This is a genomic window from Sporosarcina sp. NCCP-2222 (assembly GCF_023168145.1).
Taxonomy (GTDB): Bacteria; Bacillota; Bacilli; order Bacillales_A; family Planococcaceae; genus Sporosarcina.
This window is the reverse complement of record NZ_BQYK01000017.1, coordinates 7101-8997: the sequence shown is the minus strand read 5'-3', so window position 1 is coordinate 8997 and position 1897 is coordinate 7101. Positions and strand designations below refer to the sequence as shown.

The window sequence follows — 1897 nt, the reverse complement described above, 5'->3', positions numbered from 1 at the left end:
CGGAGGAATCTGCGGATCAGCTCATCCGTTAATGAACTTTTCCCGGCTCCCCCTGTCCCTGTAATCCCTAGAACAGGCGTATGCTTCGACATACTTCTTGCCTTTTCGAGGAAAGCTTTCGCGTCCTCGCTGCCTTTGTCATGCATTTCTTCCGCATACGTGATCAAATTGGCAAGCACTTCAGGCGACTCTGTGCTGACGCGGTCAAGATTCGCTAGTTCATCCGCCTTCTCCGTCAGAAAATCACATTCTTCCATCATCCGGTTGATCATCCCTTGGAGTCCCAGCTTGCGGCCGTCTTCCGGGGAGAAAATCCATGCGATGCCGTAGTCATGCAGTTCTTTGATTTCCTTCGGCAAAATGACACCACCGCCTCCGCCATAGATGCGGATATGGGGTGCTCCCTTTTCCTGAAGAAGATCATGCATGTACTTGAAATACTCGACATGCCCACCTTGATAGGAAGAAATAGCGATGCCTTGAACATCCTCCTGAATTGCCGCATTGACGACTTCCTCGACTGAACGGTTATGGCCGAGATGAATAACTTCCGCTCCCGTCGACTGCAAGATGCGGCGCATGATGTTAATGGAAGCGTCGTGTCCGTCAAACAGGCTGGATGCCGTCACAAAGCGGACATGATGCTTCGGTTTGTAAATATCTACTGTTGCCATTACTGAACCACCCCTTCTGCTTCATTTCACGAACGTGATGTGATCCCTTTGAATAATTGTTCGGTTTGCATTTCAATAAATTCATCTATTGAATAGCGGCTGTGCAAGGTCCATCTGCGGAATGCCCACATTTGCCCTTGAACAACAATATGGTGGGCGGCTAGGTTGATATCCTTGTCCGCCAGCCTCAATTCACCTGATTCCACACAGGATGCCAGCAGGTTTTCAAACAAGCCGACCATCTCGAGTTCCTTTTTCAAAACATATTGAAGCGCATCCTTCGGCAAGGACTTCGATTCCTGATACATAACGACGAATTCATCCGCCATGTCATCGATCAGACTAAAGTACTCGCCAATCGCAGCCCGCAGCCCCTCCAGCGTCCCTTCCTGCTGCATGACGGAGGAGAGCCGGGATTGCACTTCATGGTAGATGTTGTCACATACTAAATAAAGGACATCTTCCTTCGTCCGGATATATTCGTATAACGTGCCGATGCTGAACCCGGCCGCTTTCGCGATTTCGCGGGTCGTCGCGCGGTGGAACCCCTTCTCCTTAAAAAGCTTCACCGCGCCGTCAATGATCTGCTCGCGACGCTTTTCAATCAACCCTTCATCTTTGACAGATGATTTCACTTCCCGTTTCAATTGCATCACACACCTCCGTTACTTCGTCAGCATGCGGGAGATGACAAGTCGCTGGATTTCCTGCGTTCCTTCATAAATCTGCGTGATTTTCGCGTCGCGCATGAAGCGTTCCACCGGATAATCCTTCGTATAGCCGTAGCCACCAAACACTTGAACCGCTTCCGTCGTTACTTTCATCGCCGTATCGCCAGCCATCAATTTAGCCATTGCAGACGCTTTTCCGTATGGAAGATTGTTTGATTCCAGCCATGCAGCCTGGTACGTAAGCAAGCGGGACGCTTCCGTCGCCGTCGCCATATCAGCGAGCTTGAAGCCTACTCCTTGATTCGCTGCAATTGGTTTGCCGAATTGAACACGCTCTTTCGCATAATCGACCGCTGCGTCGAGCGCGCCTTGTGCGATGCCGACTGCTTGAGCGGCAATTCCATTCCGTCCGCCGTCGAGTGTTTTCATGGCGATGATGAAACCTTCTCCTTCTTCGCCAAGCAAATTCTCCTTCGGCACGCGGCAATTATCAAACATGATTTCAGTTGTAGGCGAGGAACGGATTCCGAGTTTCTTTTCCTTCTTGCCGAC

General features: G+C 50.5%; 3 protein-coding genes. All 3 read right to left on the bottom strand.

Going from position 1 to position 1897, the window contains the following annotated elements; genetic code table 11:
- The coding region (locus NCCP2222_RS20315) for a cobalamin-dependent protein (protein ID WP_248514239.1) at positions 1–674 on the bottom strand (674 nt) is incomplete at its 3' end.
- Positions 675–700: 26 nt separating this feature from the next.
- The gene (locus NCCP2222_RS20310; protein WP_248514220.1) at positions 701–1327 is read right to left on the bottom strand and encodes a TetR/AcrR family transcriptional regulator; all 627 of its coding nucleotides are present in this window, start codon (positions 1325–1327) and stop codon (positions 701–703) included.
- 12 nt (positions 1328–1339) lie between these two features.
- On the bottom strand, positions 1340–1897 hold a 558-nt coding region (locus NCCP2222_RS20305), incomplete at its 5' end, for an acyl-CoA dehydrogenase family protein (protein ID WP_282570743.1).